Annotated in this window: 11 protein-coding genes; 2 read left to right on the forward strand and 9 right to left on the reverse strand. The window is 63.4% G+C overall.

The window, feature by feature from the left end:
- Window positions 1-191 precede the first annotated feature (191 nt).
- The 4 genes from cas3 to LRM40_RS02525 all read right to left on the reverse strand — a co-directional run bounded on the left by cas3 (window position 192) and on the right by LRM40_RS02525 (window position 6,061).
- Complete coding sequence (gene cas3, locus LRM40_RS02510) at window positions 192-2,942, reverse strand: CRISPR-associated helicase Cas3' (RefSeq protein ID WP_151123740.1); 2,751 nt, start codon at window positions 2,940-2,942, stop codon at window positions 192-194.
- A 335-nt stretch (window positions 2,943-3,277) separates the two neighbouring features.
- Window positions 3,278-4,357 (reverse strand): TniQ family protein, encoded by a 1,080-nt coding sequence (locus LRM40_RS02515; protein ID WP_151123739.1) that lies wholly within the window; start codon window positions 4,355-4,357, stop codon window positions 3,278-3,280.
- On the reverse strand, window positions 4,354-5,259 hold the full coding sequence (locus tag LRM40_RS02520) for a TniB family NTP-binding protein (RefSeq protein WP_151123738.1): 906 nt from the start codon (window positions 5,257-5,259) through the stop codon (window positions 4,354-4,356). Before LRM40_RS02520 ends, LRM40_RS02515 begins: the two co-directional genes overlap by 4 nt.
- Window positions 5,252-6,061, reverse strand: coding sequence for a Mu transposase C-terminal domain-containing protein (locus LRM40_RS02525; RefSeq protein ID WP_231067684.1), 810 nt, complete (start codon window positions 6,059-6,061; stop codon window positions 5,252-5,254). The genes LRM40_RS02520 and LRM40_RS02525 overlap by 8 nt, the downstream gene beginning before the upstream one ends.
- Window positions 6,062-6,265: 204 nt before the next feature.
- Between LRM40_RS02525 and istA the strand changes: the two genes are divergently transcribed.
- Both istA and istB read left to right on the forward strand, forming a co-directional pair.
- Complete coding sequence (gene istA / locus LRM40_RS02530; RefSeq protein WP_151126052.1) at window positions 6,266-7,810, forward strand: IS21 family transposase; 1,545 nt, start codon at window positions 6,266-6,268, stop codon at window positions 7,808-7,810.
- Between the two features lie 36 nt (window positions 7,811-7,846).
- Window positions 7,847-8,584 carry an IS21-like element helper ATPase IstB gene (istB, locus tag LRM40_RS02535; RefSeq protein WP_151126053.1) on the forward strand — a complete coding sequence of 246 codons (738 nt, stop codon included), beginning with the start codon at window positions 7,847-7,849 and terminating at the stop codon, window positions 8,582-8,584.
- A gap of 125 nt (window positions 8,585-8,709) precedes the next feature.
- On the opposite strand, the gene LRM40_RS02540 is transcribed toward istB, so the two are convergent.
- From LRM40_RS02540 to LRM40_RS02560, 5 genes are all read right to left on the reverse strand, one after another.
- Window positions 8,710-9,834, reverse strand: coding sequence for a TnsB C-terminal domain-containing protein (locus tag LRM40_RS02540; RefSeq protein ID WP_151126039.1), 1,125 nt, complete (start codon window positions 9,832-9,834; stop codon window positions 8,710-8,712).
- Window positions 9,831-10,490: a TnsA endonuclease N-terminal domain-containing protein gene (locus LRM40_RS02545; RefSeq protein ID WP_170289004.1), complete on the reverse strand. Its 660-nt coding sequence runs from the start codon at window positions 10,488-10,490 to the stop codon at window positions 9,831-9,833. Before LRM40_RS02545 ends, LRM40_RS02540 begins: the two co-directional genes overlap by 4 nt.
- A gap of 608 nt (window positions 10,491-11,098) precedes the next feature.
- Entirely contained in the window at window positions 11,099-15,805 is a 4,707-nt protein-coding gene (locus tag LRM40_RS02550; protein WP_231067685.1) for an RHS repeat domain-containing protein, read from the reverse strand.
- 90 nt (window positions 15,806-15,895) lie between these two features.
- Window positions 15,896-16,345 (reverse strand): type II secretion system protein, encoded by a 450-nt coding sequence (locus tag LRM40_RS02555; protein WP_151125819.1) that lies wholly within the window; start codon window positions 16,343-16,345, stop codon window positions 15,896-15,898.
- Window positions 16,346-16,364: 19 nt separating this feature from the next.
- Window positions 16,365-16,772 carry a type II secretion system protein gene (locus LRM40_RS02560; protein WP_151125818.1) on the reverse strand — a complete coding sequence of 136 codons (408 nt, stop codon included), beginning with the start codon at window positions 16,770-16,772 and terminating at the stop codon, window positions 16,365-16,367.
- Window positions 16,773-16,794 lie beyond the last annotated feature (22 nt).

Below are 16,794 nucleotides of genomic sequence, written 5' to 3' on the forward strand. Positions count from 1 at the left end.
CCATCTCCATCTACTGTGCGGAGCTAATAGTTAAGCGTTTCACATACCGGCTGGATCAAATATGAGAGTGGTGCTCGGGGGCGTCAAGCCAGCGCTGAGCGAATCTCCTCAAACGGAATGACTGACATGGTTCAGCACCGCTGCCTGTCGAAGGGAGATCCCGCGTTCGCACATCACGCACCACGCCATGCTCACAGGGAGTGCAGATGCGAAGGCCGCTCCATCGGCGCCAGGCCCCAGCGTGTGTATGCGAAGTCCTGTCCGCGCACGCTGAAGCGCAGGCCTTGGGTGTCTTGGACCATCTCTTCCACAACGGGTGGTCCCATGTCTTCCCGATCTGGCAATGTAGGCAGCATCCAAGCGGGGATGTTGAGCCGCTCAAGAACGTGGCCGAAAGGTGAGCGCGTGCCGGAGGGCAACTCCACTTCGATGCTGTCCAGGCCCAAACGGGTTTTGGCCTCGGTGGTGAGTTCGCTGGCGACGGCTTCGCGCCATGGCTGCGCCCAATCAATGCACTGGTACAGTGCAGCAGAGCCCTGCGCACTGGCCTGCCCTTGCAAGTCCTGGAGGTGCGCAGGCCAGGCACCTCCCAGGTCGGCCGCCAACTGCAGCAAAGATGGGCGGCCACAGCATCGCTCCACCAAGTCGCGGTTGTCGGAGGGAATGTCCAGCACCGGGAAGCGCTGGTGGTCGTTCAGTGCATTCAAGGTGGCTTGCAGGGTGAGCAGATCGGGGTAGGCGCTGCGTTTGCCGATGCCCAGGCCGCCCGCGCCGCCGGACAACAGGCCGCTCAGGTCTTGATCAGGTGGCGTCAGCACCACAACGCGTGGTGCTTCATAGCCCAGGGGCCGGAAGCCTCGCCGGTCGGCATGTCGGTGCAGTCGCCCCAGGCGCTGCAGAAGGACGTCCATGGGCGCCAAGTCGGTAATCAGAAAGTCGGCATCGCAATCCACCGAGATTTCCACCGTCTGTGTGGCGCACAGCAGCACCGCCTGGCGTGCCTTTGCTGCGTCCTTCCCGAACAGCTCACTCACTCGGGCATCCAATGCCCTCCGGTCTGGCAGGGCATAGCGGCCATGGTGCAGACCCACCACTGCGTTGCAACGAAACAGCGCGGGGTTATCTACCCCCAAGAGTTCTTCGATGGCCTGCTGGGTGGCCACCGCCTGGCGCACCGTGTTGCGCAGCACCAGCACGCGAGCCCCTGCCTGCAACGCCTCCACCGCGCAACGTGCCACGGCCTGCGGATCACGCATCCAGGGCTGCATGCTGTGCTGGATGGGCTTGTGTTGAAGGATCGGGCCAAAGGTACGGCTGACACCCGGAGCGCTGATCAGCGGGTAGTCGTGTGCCGGCGTAGTGGGGTTGGGCGTCTGGCGCCGTGCGCCAAGTCCCTTGGCGTTCATCTTGGGAGTCGGTGCTGTACGCAGCAGTTCATCGCGCAGATCGGTGGTCAGCGTGGCCGACAGCAACAAGGCATGCCCTCCAGCCGCTTGGTGGCGACGCAATGCCTTGACCAGCAAGGCCCGCATATAGGGGTCCGAGGCATGCACCTCATCCACCACCACCAACGAACGCAGCAGCACGCTGCCGCGCAGATGGGCGTGTTTGGTCTGCAGCGTTGACAGCAGAAACTGATCGATGGTGGCCGCCGCGACGGCGGCGGCGAAATAGCGCTTGCTGTTCTCGGCCGCCCAAAACAGTGGATCGCCAACGTCCCTGTCAGGCCATTGGACCGTGAAGGGTGCCAGCCATTCACCCTCCACTGCATTGGCGCGCAGGTAGCCCGGTACGGCCAACACGGTGTTGGGTCGTCGACCCTCGTCGGGAAACAGTTTGCGCACGAAGTCGTCCAGACGCTTCGAGATGCTCGTGGCTGCCACCCGTGTGGGCAGCAGGAAGCACAGCGCATCCACCTCACCGGCTTCGAACAAGGTTTTGAAACGCCACAGCGCAGCTTCTGTCTTACCGCTGCCGGTCTCTGCCTCCAGCACGACGGGGCTGGTTACAGGGGCTTCCGCCGTGGCCTCCTGCACGGCAGTCGGCTCAAAACCGAAGACATCCTTGAAGGTCGGCGAACGTTGGTGCAGATCAGTCCGAATGTCTTCGATATCGATGCGCATGGCTCGCAGAGCGCTGCAGGCGGCCTTCACGGAATCTGGCCACCGATCGACATCCTGCGGGCCAAGGTCGAAAGGGAAGTGCCGGGTGTCGGAGCCAATCCAGTCAGCGAGAGACACCAAGCCTGCAAAGGCATGGATGAGAGGCTGTGATGGACGCAAGGGCGGAGCATCCGGATCAAACGCGCGAGGCCAAAGGGTCTCAGCGGTTTGCCTCAGCTCTTGCAGCGCCTGCAAGGGGCTGTACGAACCGACTTTGGAAGTCCAGGTTGGATGCGGCGCCGATGCCAGCGTCCGCATGTCCTCATCAAATGCAATGGGCTCGCCATGGTGAGAGATTGCCGCCAACCACAGTTCAACAACTGAATGCTGGTCCGCATCATGTGGCCCACCCCACCGCCGGATGTCGTCGACGCCCAAAGCATCACGAAGCACTTCGTATTCGGGGGCGATGCCGAGCAACGGCGCCACGATCCTGGTGTGCCCCTGTTGGTCCCTGCCGCACCAATGCGCATGCCGCCAGGCCGCTTGATCCGACTCATCCCAAGCTTTGGCCTGGAAGCCAACACCGGCCTTGCCCACGTCGTGGAGGAAGGCCAGCACCACGCACCGCTCAACATCTATTTCACAGAGCTGTTGGCCGGCTAATCGCTCCAATCGCCTCCGCCAAGTTGGCAAATGCAGCATGCACTGCACCACCGCGGCGACATCCAGGCAATGTCCTGTCAAGGACAAGCTCGCTGGAGTGACTCCGGGCGGTCCTCTTCGGTCCAGTTTGCCCCAGGCCCGTGAGGGGGATGCAGTCGTCGGCATGAGTTCCATTGTGTGAGCTTTCCACGGCACTACCACTGACTGTCATACCCAGATTGGTCATTGCCACCAAGTCCGAGAGTCAGGCTGGGCTTCAACTTGACGGGAGAGGATTAGCTACGCCGCCGCACATCGCGTACCGAGAGATCGGCATGGGGAGCCGTGCACTTTGCTCAAGAGCGCAGAGACAGTGCGGCTCGCCGGCGATGCCTGGGCAACTCTGTGAAGTACGTCGAAAGTCAGACACGACCTGCGACCGTACCTGCTCGCCGTTAGCCCCTCTCCATCATCGATCGACGAACTGGTCATGGCCGAAGTTGTCGCTCTAGCCGCCGAATGCAAATGACTCAGGTCAGTCTGTCGTGGTCCTGGTGTTCCTCGCGGCCATGTTCCGCACCAAAGCCTTCTCCCGCGGGGGCTTTTCCTCCTTGCAAAGAAAGCGCAATCCTCCGGTAGCCCTCAGGCACCTCATCAAAGTCCCTCAGCAGGTGGTTGAAGCGAATCGCATGGGCCCGCCGGGCTTCTCCAAGACGCCCCGGCAGATCCACCATCAACCAAGCAGCCATCTGCAGCAGTTGATGTCGCTCATCGACGGATCGGGTCTCCAGCGGGGTCCAAGACTGCAGGGTGAGCGGATGCTCCACCCCCAGCCTGTCGCCTAGGTACTCCGCGAGATGCAGGGCCCGATTGCGGCGGGTCAGCAGCGAACAGATCATGTGGAAGACGGTGAGCTGTTCGATCAGGTCCGGCACGAAGTCACCTGCCTCGAACTCGGTCCAGAGTTGGTTGAGCCAAGCTGCGGCCTCTTCATCCAGACAGCCAGGGGGAGGCGCCACCGCCTGGCGCAGATCGAATCCGCAGGCGTGGCACACGTTCTGCCCCATGAAGTCTTCCTGTCCGGGCTGACCCAGATCCGTGCGCGTGAAACCCACACCGGCCTGGCATACCGGGCAACAGTCCAGCAGCATGCAGCGGTGCCGCGAGCACACCGTGTTCAAGGCCAGGCGCCAGCGTCGGCGGAAGTAGGGTTCCTTGTCTTCGGCCAGGCAACCCGGGCAGAACATCAGTCCGTGCCCCAGCCAGGTGCGGTGGTACATCTTCAGCCGCAGCACCCAGGGCAGCACGCCGTTGGACTTGAAGCGCCGATAGAGGATGCCGTCGTAGGCCCGCAGAGAGGTCCTGTGTGCCACCTCCAGTGGGGTGCCCGTGCGCTGGCTCAGCCGCTCGATCAGCCAGGAGGGCCCGAACCGGTCGATATCCCTGTTCCAGACCTGTCGCTGGTTGCCGAATTCCAGGTTGCAGAACGTCTGCACCTTGAGGCCCATGCCATGGGACAGGCGAATGAGCCAGGACGATAGAAGCTCGTCGGCCAGTGGCTTGTAGCGCACCGGCCAAAGCGGCAGCCAGGGAGTGGCTGCCTTGCTCATGGCGCGCGTCGGTACATCTTTCTCTTGGAGGGCGGAACCCAGTCGAGCCGGCTCAGGCCTTGCTCGCTGATTTGCTCGGTGCCATTGCGGATGGCTTCGATGGCCGCGGCCTTGATCAGGTCGCAAATGTCGCCCAGCGTGCCCTCGCTGCGGGCCAGGATGGCCATCATGAGGCCCGGCATGTGCAGGCCGGAGGGCTTTCTCAGGGGCATGCGCCGCTCCAGCGTCATCAGCACCTCGCCCAGGTCCCCGTTGGCCGACCAGCGCGGCATCTCGATGGGCACGAAGCGGCTGGACATCTGCGAGTCCGCCGCGAAGGCGTTGTAGGCCTCCTCGATGCCCGAGGCGACGATGGAGACCTTGGTCATGTTGCTCAGGCTCTTGAGCGCGTTGCGGAACTCCCGCTGGCGATTCAGGCTGCCGGCGATCAGGTGATGGATCTCGTCGATGATCAGGATCTTGACGCCCAGTTCACGAAACAGCCGTTTGACCTGAGAAAGCTTCTCGTGCTTCGGCGAGGTGGGCTTGTATGGGGCCATCAGGGCATCGAGGATGCCTGCGTAGAACTCCGACAGGTCCGGCTGGGGCGGGGCGTCCACCATGACCACCGGGCACTGCGTGGTCTCCTGGTCCGGGCTCAGGTCAGGAGGATGCAGGTCCAGGAAGCGCTCCAGGATGGAGGTCTTGCCGCTGTAGGAAGGCCCCACCAGCAGATAGCACGGCATGCGGGTGACCTTGGGGTGAGTCAGAAGCTCCTCGAACTTGGTCAGCGCGGTCTTGGCATGGCGCAGGGGCAACCAGGCGCCTGCCGCGATGATGTGGATGCGCTCGGCGTCGGACAGCAAGAGCTGCTCGCGCGTGGCGGCCGACAGGTGCGCGAGATCCGGGGCAGCCTTACTCATCGTCGTCCAGCGGCCGGATCTTGGCCGGGTCATAGCCGTTCAGCACGGGCGGTGCCTGCGTGGGGACCACGCCTGAAACGGTGGGCAGGTCGGTCTTGGTGGCCTTGCGCGCCTTGGCGTGTTGGACGCGTTTTTGCCGGGCCGTGCGGGCCGCCTTGGTCTTGACTGCCGAGTCCTCCTCGATGGCGCGCTGGCGGTTGATCAACTCGAACAGCGCGCGCTCGTCGTAGTGGGTCATGCCCAGGTCTGCCGCCTGCTTCCTGGCCGCCCGGAATTCCCACATGCTCACTGGCGGCAGTGAGGTGTCCCGGTAGGGAATGGCGAAATACCGCCCCGCGTTCGGATCAAAGAAGTACAGCACGCTGATGTCCCGCGGGTCGTAGCGGAACCTGAACTTGCGCTTGAGCTTGGGCTCCTCGGGATCCTGGGTGTTCATCCAGGGGCGCAGCACATCGTGGAAGTAGTGCAGGCCATCGAGCACGACCCCGTAATCCTGCACGGTCCGCTCCTCGAAAGGCATGAAGTCGATGCGCAGCTTCTCCGTGTCGGACCGGCGCGCGGGCAGGCCGCGACCGGGTTGGGCTTTCGTGCCCAGGATGCCCTCTCGCCACTTGGCCAGCGGCGTGGTGCCGATGCCGGTGTGGATGTCCCGGTGGTAGCGGGAGAAGAAGAGGACCAGCCACTGCTCCAGCTCGTCGATCGTGAGACAGGCATTGCCTTCGGCGTCGTAGATGCCCTTTTGTTTGGGATCGGAGAAGGTGGCGCCCGCCATGGTCTTCAAGCCCTCGGAGACCGTGCCCATCAGCCGCTCGATGTAGGCGCTGCGTATTCCACGCGATGGCGGACACGATTCCACGCTGATGGCGGACAGTGTTCCACCATGATGGCGGACAGTGTTCCACGCTGAAGGCGGACAGCATTCCAAACTGATGGCGGACACCTGCGGGGTGTTCTGAGTGACCCGAACGCGGCATACGCTGCCCGGTTTTTTTGACCGGAGCCAGCGATGCCCACACCCAGGGTCACCATGAGCAAACTACGACACACACTGCAACTGCTGCACCGCGGGGCCTTGAGCACCCGTCAAATCGGTGCCGCCCTCGGCATCTCCAAATCCACTGTCAGCGAGATAGCCAGCTACGCGCGCGTGGCCGGCGTGGACTGGGCTACGGCCCAGAGCCTGAACGACGACGAACTCCAGGCCCGGCTTTACAAGCCACCCGTGGCGCGCGAGTCCCGGCACCTCGAACCCGACCACGCCCACATCCACCGCGAACTGCGCCGACCTGGCGTGACGCTGCAGCTGCTGTGGGAGGAATACCAGCAACAGCACAGCGGTCAGGCGTACAAGTACAGCGCCTTCTGCGAGAAGTACAAGGCTTGGGCCCGGCGCCTGCAGCGCTCCATGCGCCAGACCCACTCGGGCGGTGACAAGCTCTTCGTGGACTACGCCGGCCAGACCGTGCCCGTCGTGGACGCCAGCACCGGCGAGATACGCCCGGCCCAGGTCTTCGTGGCAGTGCTGGGCGCATCGAACTACACCTACGCCTGCGCCACTGCCAGCCAGAAGGCCGCTGACTGGGTGGCCAGCATCATTGCCACGCTGGAGTTCATCGGCGGCGTGCCCCGCCTGCTGGTGCCCGACCAGCCGCGCGCCCTCATGGCCCGCCCCGACCGCTACGAGCCCACCGCGCACCGCCTGCTCGAAGAACTCTGTGCGCACTACAGCCTGGCCGTGATGCCCGCGCGCCCGGCCAAGCCACGCGACAAACCCAAGGTGGAGGTCGCCGTGCAGGTGGTCGAGCGCTGGATTCTGGCCCGGCTGCGCCACCAGACCTTCTTCAGCCTGGCCGAGCTCAACCGGGCGATTGCCGCCTTGCTGGTGGACTTGAACCAGCGCGCGTTCAAGAAGCTGCCGGGCAACCGCGCCAGTGCCTTCGCCGAGCTTGACCGGCCGGCCCTGCGCCCCCTGCCGGCGGTGCGCATGCCCATCGCGCGCTTCAAACCCGCCCGCGTCAACATCGATTACCACGTCGAGCTCGATGGCCACTACTACTCGGTGCCCCACGCCCTGGTGGGCGAGCCGGTGGAGTTGCGCATCACGGCCGGCACGGTCGAAGTCCTGCATGGCGGCAAACGGGTGGCCGCCCACGCCCTCAATCCCCGCCGGGGTGCACACACCACCACACCTGAGCACATGCCGGCCTCGCACCGGGCGCACCTGCAGTGGACGCCGGCCAAGCTCATCGCCTGGGGCGAGCGCGTGGGTGCGGCCACCGCCGCCGTGGTGCGCTGGCAGATGGAGCACCGCCAGCATCCCGAGCAGGGTTACCGCTCCTGTCTGGGCCTCATGCGCCTGGGCCGTGAGTACGGGGCTGACCGGCTGGAGGCCGCCTGTGCGCGGGCGCAGTCGATTCGCTCACCGTCCTACAAGAGCATCGCCTCCATCCTGGGCTGCGGCCTGGACCAGCGGCCGCTGGATGCGCCGATGGCCGCACAGGCGAGCCTGCCGCTGCACGAGAACGTGCGCGGGCCGGACTACTACCACTGAGCTCCAACGCGCAAGCAAACCCAACAAGGAAGAACCATGCTCAACGAACAGACCTTGAACCAACTGCGCGCCCTGCGCCTGGACGGCATGGTGGCCGCCCTCAGCGACGCGGCCACCCACATCACAGCCAGCGAACTGCCCTTTGAACAACGTCTGGCGCTGCTGGTGCAGCGCGAGGTGGACTGGCGTGACAGCAAACGCCTGGAGCGCCTGCTCAAGGCGGCCCGCCTGAAGGTCTCCAGTGCCTGCCTGGAGGACATCGACTGGCGCGCCAGCCGGGGCCTGGGCCGGGAGGTCATCACCAGCCTGGCCGGCGGCGACTGGCTGCGCCATGGCCACAACGTGCTGCTGACCGGCGCCACCGGGTGCGGCAAGACGTGGCTTGCCTGCGCACTGGGGCAGCAGGCCGCGCGTCTGGGCTTCTCGGTGCTCTACACCCGCGCGCCACGGCTGCTGCAGGAGTTGCACGTGGCCCACGGCGATGGCAGCCTGGGCAAACGGCTGGCGCAACTGGCGCGGCTGGACCTGCTCATCCTGGACGACTTCGGCATCGCGCCGATTGCCGCGCACGAGCGAAACGACCTGCTGGAGTTGCTCGACGACCGGGTGGGTGCGCGCTCGACGCTCATCACCAGCCAGTTGCCGGTGACGGCCTGGCACGCCTGGCTGGACGAGCCCACGCTGGCCGACGCCATCCTGGACCGCATCGTGCACGGCTCGCACAAGATAGCCCTCAAGGGCGAGTCGATGAGAAAGCTGGCAAAGGCCGTCTGAGCCGGCCGCGCCGACCGCCATTCCACGCTGATGGCGGACACTTCGGCTACGATTTGAGCGTCACTCAGGACACCCGCGCAACGTGTCCGCCATCGCCTGGAACGCTGTCCGCGATGGGAATGGAATCACTGTCCGCCATCAGTGGAATGCGCATAGGCGCCATAGTGCGGAACCTTGACGGGCCGCAGGTGCAGGTCGATGTGGTACTCCTTGGCGGCCACGCGCAGCATGTTGCCCCGGAACTCCCGGGCGTTGTCCATCTGCAGGATGTCCATCACGCCATAGAACGGCCACTCGATGTCGCCGCACCCCAGGCGTGACATCCAGCTCTCCTTGGGCATGATGGCGTGGGAGACGCACATGCCGGCCGACATGGCCGAGGGGCTGTCCAGCGACAGGTACAGGCCCAGGCACACGCGGCTGAAGGAGTCGATGGCCAGCGTGATCCAGGACCGGGCGATGGGCAGGCGGTGCTCGTCGTCGACGATCATGACGGGCAGCAGTGTGTGGTCCATCTGCACGTGGGCCAGGGGCCACTCTGCGTTTGGCACGGGGTTCTTGTGAACAGCGTACTTCTCGCGTGCAACCTTGACGCCTTCGCGGCGCTTGAGCTTGACCTGCTCGGAGATCCAGTCCAGATGGCGATAGATGGTCGTGGCCGCAGGCAGTGGTTCGATCTTGGCGTTCGAACACAGGCGCCGGATCTCGCGGGCGGCAGCGGCAGGCGTGGGCTTTTGCAGCGTGAGGAACTTGTCCTTGATGTACTCCTGGAGGATCAGCAGGACTTCGGGGCTCAGGCGGCTCTTGCCGCGGCCGCCTGAGCGCCGGATGGGCAGCAGCACGGACAGCGCCTCGGTGGCTCGGTAGTCGGCCACCCAGCGGTAGATGGTGGCCACGCTGACGCCGGCCTCTTCCCCCACCCGCCGGTAGTCCTCGCGAGACCGGTCGCGTCTCGGACTGAGCAGTGGCTCCAGCAGGGTCAACCGGTTCTCGGCGATCTCCCATTCTTCCTGGGACACGGCTTCCAGGTCGCGCTCGGTGTCGGTGGCCCTGGTCGGGGTCAGGCGCGCCGGTGCTTCAAGGGTGCCGATCTGGAGCAGGACCTTTTCGTTCGACGAGGGCTCGCGGGCCAGGACCTGGTTGAGGTCGACCACGCGAAGGACCTGGTACTCGCGGCCCATGTGGGTGACCGTCGCGCCCTTGGCCACATAGAGCACCGGTGCTTGGGTCTTGGGCTGAGACGGGCTCATGGGGCCTCTGCGGGGCGCCACAGCGCCACATCCGCGCCAAACGGGCTGTCCCAGTGGGTGTCCAACTGCCCGGTGGCCAGCAGATGCCAGATCACGGGCAACAGTTCTGCGCGCTCCTGGTCCGTGGCACAGGCTGCGGCCAGGGTCTGGCTGGAACTGCGGCGGCCCCTGGAAGCGCCGAGCGCCAGAAATACCTGCTCGACCAGGTGGGGCAGCGGTGAGTGGTGCAGAAAGCTGCGCAGGAACTTGATGTTCTGCAGGCGGGCTGTGCGGATGTCCTTGTCGGACTTGCGCACAAACCGCCAGCCGCGCTCGTTGGCGAATTGCTCTGCAGCGGCGAACTTGGGGGCGTAGAGCGCCTCGTTCGCCCGGTAATCCTCTGCGGTCTTGATCTCTGTGAGTTCGCTGGGGGCAACGTGCCCCGAAGCGTCCGGGCAGAAGTGGACCAAGACATCGGGCACATAGCCGCGAGGGACACCGGAAACCGGCACCCGGACCGGCTGGACCTCGTACCGCTCAACCCGGGGATCGAAATCCAGCAGGATCAGGTATTCCCATTCCAGGGGCGACTCGAAGTCGGCATGTCCCTGCGCCTTGGCCGAGGCATGGCGCCCAGTAACGTGGATGTGGTTCTTGGGGATGCGCCGGACGGGCATGTGCCTTGGTCTGTGATGGGCTGGTGAGGAATCCATCCAGTCTCATCTTCTTCGCTCCGAGGGGGCATCCTCAAATTCGAGGGTGACTGATATGCATTGGGTTGTGTCAGGGGCGCTGGTCACTACAACGAACACCTGGCCCAGCGCGCGCTGGACTTGAGTACACCTGTTCAGGCGCCCAGAAAATGGCAGACCACGCATCAAGATCTATTCGCCAGGCGGGTGATCAATCACCCGGTACCTGACAGATACATCCTTCTCATGCCCCGCGGTTCCTCGGCTCGGCCCGTGTTAGATCGTGCCCGCAGGCACTGCATCGCGAACCAGCAAACCCAGCGTATATACCCACCCCGCCAACGCGCCCCTTAAATACAACTCGCGCTCCGCAGTTCGGGCACTTTATAGATGCCAGCCAGATGCTTCCTATAAGCAACCACCCATAAAATAAATATTCAACCACTTGACTCTGTGATTCAAGTAGCGCCACTATCAAGCCAATGGCAACGATGAGAAAAGAAATGAGAATAACATTAAATCTTGATCTAACTGACATTGATAAACCCCCGGCCTTAATTTTGCAACTTTCTACCAATCACTCTTAGAGTCAATTAATTTCCATTTTCACTCTTGGGCTTCTTCGGCTCTTCTGGTTTCTTGTTGTTGTCGCCATTAGTTGGCTTAAATATTATTTCAAATATTTTTCCCAACAGACCCCGGAGGCCGGCCGTTCCGGTCGTAGAGTTTGTTTGAGAAGCGCCCAGCTTGGCCGCAGGCCCGGCGGTGCCCCCTACTACTTTCCCAGTCTTCGGGTCCCTCATTACCGTACCGCTCAAGAAAGCAGTCGATACATTTGTGTTTTTTGTGTCGCCGCTGATATTGGATGTCGGTCCTGGCACGAGCCCGATCTGCTCTGATAGACCAACACTAATGCCGTACCCGTACCCGCCTGACGCAAAAACGCCAATATCAGGTTCCGGGAATCCAGTTACGTACACACCCAAGCTGCCTTCGACACCCACCCCAAATACAGCACTGCCGCCAACTTGCACGATAATGCTGTCCTTGCCGTCTGGGTCAACGAACTTGTAAGGACTATTATTGGCGTAGTTGTAGCGCCCGAATGATTTCCCCGTATTCGCATCGCTCATCAACGGATCAACACTGAGGAACCTGCCTGCGATGGGGTCATAGTAGCGCTGCTGCATCTGCACCAGGCCGGTGTTGCTGTCGAAGACGTGGCCGGTGAAGCCGATGTTGTCGGGCTTGGTCGGTACAAAGCCCGAAGCCACATTGCCGTAGGGCTCGTAGCGGGTCTTGCTGATGAGCGCGGCGGAGTCGTTGGTGCGGGCCACCGGGCTGCCCAGCGCGTCCTCGTGGGTGTAGGTCCCAGCGGAGTTGACCTCCGTCACAAGCCGGTTGCCCAGGTACAGGTACTTGGTGTCCTTCTTGGTGCCACTGGCCCAGTTGCGCTGGAATCTCAGCACCCCGGTGTGGTCGTAGACGTACTGCTGCGTGGTGCTGTCCGCGTTGTTCCAGGCCGAGACGCGGCGACCGTTGCCATCGTAGGTGTAGCTGGCGACGCCGGTGGTCTGCTTGAGCCGATTGCCCAGGTCGAACACCAGGGCCTGAGGCGTGCCGTTGCTGCTGCGGCTGCTGATGTTGCCGTTGGCGTCATAGTCGTAGGCCAGGCTGGCCCCGGTGCCGGCGACGGTGGTGAGCCGGTTGGTGGCGGCATCGTAGCTGTGGGTGAGCACCCGCGAGCCCACCGTGCTGCTGCGGATGTTGTCCTGCACGTCATAGGTGTAGCTGCCACTGCCCCAGATGCCATTGGCGGTCTTCAGGCGGTTCAGCCCGTCGTACTGCATGGTGCGCGTGGACGAGCCGTCGATCAGATCGGTGATGCCCAGCACGTTGCCGTTGGCGTCGTAGCTGTACTGGTCGCTGAGCACGCTGCCGTCGGTGATCTGGCTGGGCAGGCCGCGCACGTTCTGGCTCACGGTGTGGGTGATGCCATTGCCCAGGGTGTAGCTCTTGACTGCGCCGTTGGGCCAGTAAGTGGCGCCAGAGACGCGGGCATTGGCCGCGGTGGGCTCGCCCAGCGCATTGGGGCTGAAGTTGACCAGCGCCCCATCGGGGTAGGTCAGGGCCGAGACATTGCCGTTGGCGTCATAGCCCCAGGTCAGAGGAAACGCCGAGGTGCCGATGTTGAGGGTTTCCTTGGTCAGCAGGCGGCGGTTGTTGTACTCGTAAGTCCAGTTGTTGTAGTTGGTGCCACCTGCCGTGGTCGGGTCGGTGTAGAGGGTGGCGATCAGCCCGTCGTCGGTGTAGGTGCGGGTGATGGCGGGGCTGCCGTCACCGAAGGTGGTGCTGGTCAGGCGGTTGCGGGCGTCGTAGCCGTAGCTGATCTTCCGGGCCGCGGCCACGCTGGCGGTGTCGCAGCTGCCGGTGCTGGTGAGCGAGACCCCTCCGCTGCGCCAGGCCAGGTTGCCTGCGGCGTCCCAGTCCTGCACCGTCGCGCCCAGCTCCGGCTCCACCGTCTTGCACAGCTGGTGGTAGCTGTCGTAGACGTAGCTGCGGGTGACGCTGGTGGTGGCACCACCGCTGGTGCCGCTCTTGACCATCGACGTGGTGGCGCCGAAGGCATCGCGGTAAATCTTCAGGTTCAGGCCCTCAGGGCCGCTCAGGCCGGCCAGCACCGCCTTGTCCGGGTTGTCGTAGGCCTGAAAGCTCGAGGTTGAGACGTTGCCGTTGAAGTCCTTGGTCTGGGTGGTGAAGCCGCTCTGGTAGACATTGGTGGCCGTGCGCTGCGCCGGCGACAGCTCGGTGTCGATGGTGCGGCTGGTCTCGCGGCCCAGCGGGTCATAGACCGTGGTCGTGCCCTTGGGCGTGTCGGTGATCGAAGGCACCGTGGCCTGCGGGTAGCCCTGGAAGGTCACCCGACCGTCCGAGTCGTATTGGGTCAGCGCAGCCCGCAGGGTGCTGGCCACCGCCGTGTCCTGGCTGAGCGTGACGCGCTTGCGCCAGAGCGCGTCGAAGTAGTTCTTGGTCACCCCGTTGCCGGTGGTGACCGTCTGGCGCCAGTGGCCTGCAGGCAGGCCGTACTCGGCCGTGGTGACCGGCTCGAACACCAGGGTGGTGTTGTTGTAGGTGACCGCATCGCCCGTGGGGTAGGTGATGCTCTTGAGCCGACCGGCCGCGTCGTAGTCGTAGCTGGTGGTGGTCAGCGCCTCGTTGGTCAGGCTGGTGATCAGGCCCAGGTCGTTGACCACCGCCTGCTGGTACTTGTTGTCGGCGTAGGTGATCTTCTGCGGCAGGCCGCGCTTGTAGTTGCTGAAGGTGGTGACGTTGTCGCGTCCGTCCTTCACCGTCTTGAGCGTGCCGTCCGTGTTGTAGGTGTACGTGGCCTTCAACTTGCCAAAGGCGTATTCCTGATAGGGCAGGCCCAGCGTGGTGTACGTGGTCTCCTTGGGCTTGAGACCGGTCGTGGACTCGGTGAGGCTGCTCACCAGGTTGATCACCCAGGGGCCCTTGAGATCCTGGTAGGCCGTGGTCTCGGTGACGGTGTTGGGCGTGGCCGTGAGCGTGCTCGAGCGCGTGACCTTGGTCGGGCGACCCACCGCATCAAAGTCCGCCGTCGAAGCTTCAAAAGTAAAAACCTTGTCCTGCTGCGTGATCACACGCTTCTGTAGTGCGCGGATGGTCCAGCCCAGGAAGTGCCCATTCCACTGTCCGCTATCGCCTGTGGCGACGTTCGGACTGTAGTAGGTGTTGACCGTTGTCCTGAGGGCGGTTGAACCGCTCACCCCTTCTTCAAGTTTGACGAGTTCGCCATCCTTTTCGAAGATGTTGTTGAAGGTGTAGCGAGTTGCGTTGCCTTCGGGGTCGGTAACGGTCACGGTTTTGGTGCCGGTGCAACCGGCTCCGCAGTACCAGGTTCCCTCGGGCACGCTCCAGCTGTAGTTCCAGCTCGCCCCACTGCCCATGCCTGGGCCAGTGATTGTCTTGGTCTTGAGCGACCATGCACCGTATATCGGCGTGGGCGATGGCAATGTGGCATTCCGCAACGGACAAGGGTTGTACGAGGCGGAAGAGGCCAGACCTGAGGTCCCATGGGCCACCCAGTCCATGGTGAAAGACACCGTGGCGCCGGACGGGGTCGTGACCGTGCTGGTCTTGGGCCCGGGGGACAGCGTTCCATTGGTCCACACGTCGTTGGACCCACAGCCGGCTGCAGGATAGAAGTATGGTTTTCCGTTAGCCGCGGCCTGCAAGTTGTATTGCCACTGGGTCTGGTCTGGCAGTGTCACTGTCATCCCGTCGGCGCTGTAACTCCAGGTACGTTGGAGTGCGGTGGTCGTTGAATAGGCCGTGACGGTGTAGGACCCATCGGTCTGGTAGATAAACCGCAACTCCCGCCCGTCGCTGGCCAGGATGTTGGTGACCTTCCAGGGATCGGTGCCGTCGTAGGTGTAGGTCACCGTGTTGCCAAAGCGATCGGTCACCTTGCTCGGTAGGATCCAGATTTCCTGGCGAGGCGTCGTTCCCTCCAGACCTTGAATGGCGTCATATCCCCGACTTACCAAGTGGTCAAACCGATACTGAGTACCGGAAGGCGATAGCGCAATGAATCCTTCACTTTCAGACCCTGGTGCCAAGGTGATGCAACTCAGTTGCCAATGGGACTTGGTAACGACGGGATAGCTGCCGGTTGTAGGCTGAAATGTGTTCTGCGTGCCGCGCCCTAGAAGCAACTCATCAACTTGACCGGGCACATAGAGGTGATGTCCGCTCCAGTACTCGTCGGGATCGACTGAGCCCTGGGTTTGTCTCTGCATTACGACCGGAGGGCCGCTGAATTTGGAGCAGCGCGCCGTGCTGCTTCCGTCGATACCGACCCAACCTGTAGGGGACACTACTGTCTTACCTGAGGCATAGGTTCCCCAAATGCGGGGAATCTCTGGATCCCAATGGTGCAGGCGCGGTCCCAGCGCAAAGCGCATACCCCAAGACACTGGCAACGTGTTGTTGCCCGGAATGTCGATGTCGGTACGCGTCAGGGTGACGGCACCGGTGTAGAGATCGATCTTGTCGCCTGCCAGATCCGGCCCCAAGACCGTGATGCTGCGGCTACCGCGCTTGAGTTCCCCCTGCTCTTCAAACGTCGACAGCGAGGACTGTGCCAAAGCCATGTCGACCTTTAGCAAGCCCAGCAAACCCAGCAGAAGACAAACACCCCAACCGCGCCACCGGCGCAGAGCCACCTTCATTGGAATCTCCCTGTCGATTCTTTGGCCAGTGCACAGCAGCGCTGGCATTTCAAGCTGCTCAGGCCGCGTCCCTCTTGCAGGGGACAAAGGCTGATCGCCTCACGATAGCTTTGCATCCACAAACGCATAGGTAAAGATTCACGTTTGGCCTCGCGACTGCAACTTCCTGGATGAGGCGTCGGCGTGCCGCACCTCGCCTGGCACCGCATCAACGTTGGAACCGGATCGGCTCTTGACGGCCTCAATGCCACCATCGGTGCCCATCACCGCAATCCAATCCGTCTTCCCGGTCAAGGGATCTGCGGGAATGCGCCTCAAATGCCTAAGAAGGCGACCGCCCCGGGTGTCTGCCAGCAGGTCCTCCAGGCGATTGGGGCCCATCACCGGCTGTCCCACCGGGGTGTTGAAGCGATAGCTTTCCAACGCCTGCTTGAAGTCCTCTTCGATGGCGCGGGTCTCGCGCTGTGCATCTTGGCGAGACATGGCAGCGCCCAATGTCACAGAGGCTGCCGATGCGATGCCGACGATGGCCAGCATGATCAGCAGCAGCAGGTAGGTGAAGCCCGCCTGCCGCGCCTTGCACCCCAAGAACCTGACTTGTGGGCGCTCACCACTTGGCATAGGGCTGTCCGTTCTTGCCGACCCCGGCTGCGATGCTGCGGATGTCATAGACCTTGCCTGCGTAGCCGGCGGGTGGGGGAACCACGACCCAGCTCGCAGTGGAGTCCGTCAAGGGGTCCACCGGCAGACTGCGCAGATAGCGGCGATCAACCAGTTCCTGCAGGCTTTCTGGATAGCGCCCGGTGTCGCCGTAGAACCTGTCCAGCACCTCGCGCAGGGTGCGCAGGTTCTCGCGCAGCGCCGTCTCCTTGGCTGCCTCCACCTGGCCGTAGTAGCGCGGCAGCGCCAAGGTGCCCAGCAGCGCAACGATGGCCAGCACCACCAGCAACTCGATCAGCGTGAATCCGCGACCTGGTCCACGAACACGCGAGAAGTTCCGACAGCGGGGCGTCATGACTTCACACCATGGGGTTGCC

Source organism: Ideonella dechloratans (assembly GCF_021049305.1).
Lineage (GTDB): Bacteria > Pseudomonadota > Gammaproteobacteria > Burkholderiales > Burkholderiaceae_C > Ideonella > Ideonella dechloratans.